General features: G+C 68.9%; 1 protein-coding gene. It reads right to left on the bottom strand.

The genetic code is table 11. The features are described 5' to 3' along the window. On the bottom strand, positions 1-710 hold a 710-nt coding region (locus TMES_RS22005; RefSeq protein WP_085586599.1), incomplete at both ends, for a metal ABC transporter substrate-binding protein.

The following is a 710-nucleotide window of genomic DNA, read 5'->3' as shown; positions in this document are numbered from 1 at the left end:
TGAGCGAATCGACATACAGCACGCCGCCGTAGCGGGCGCCGGTCTCCTGCGCGACCTGGCGGGCGGGATTGGCGGACACCGTGCTTTCGCTGAAGATCGCCGGGACGCGGTTGGCCGTCATCAGGTCCACCACGCGGCGCACCTGCTGCGGCGTGCCCTGTTGATCGGCGTTGATCGGCCAGAGATACAGCTCGCGCAGGTCGAGATCCCGCGCCAGGTAGCTGAACGCGCCCTCGCTGGTCGCCAGCCAGCGCCGCTCGGGGGGAATGGCCCGCAGGCGCTGGTGCAAGGGGCCGATCGCCTCCTGGATGCGCGCCTTGTAGGCCGCCGCGTTGGCGCGGTAGGTTTCGGCGTTGGCCGGGTCGTACTGGACCAGCGCATCGCGGATGTTGTCGACGTAGATCAGCGCGTTGGCGGGCGACATCCAGGCATGCGGGTTGGGCTTGCCCTCATAGGGGCCGTCGCCGATGCCGATCGGCTCGATGCCGCGCGTCACCACGACGCCGGGCACGTTCTTGAGCCGATGGAAGAAGCGCTCGAACCATTGTTCCAGGTTCAACCCGTTCCAGAGGATCAATTGCGCGCCCTGGGCCCGCGCCAGGTCGCCCGGCGTCGGCTGGTATTCATGGATTTCGGCCCCGGGCCGGGTCACGGACTCGACCGTGGCGGCATCGCCGGCCACGTTGCGCGCCATGTCCGCGATGACGGTG

This window comes from Thalassospira mesophila, assembly GCF_002115755.1.
GTDB lineage: Bacteria > Pseudomonadota > Alphaproteobacteria > Rhodospirillales > Thalassospiraceae > Thalassospira > Thalassospira mesophila.
The sequence above is the reverse complement of the archived record's forward strand: the minus strand, read 5'-3'. Positions and strand labels throughout refer to the sequence as shown.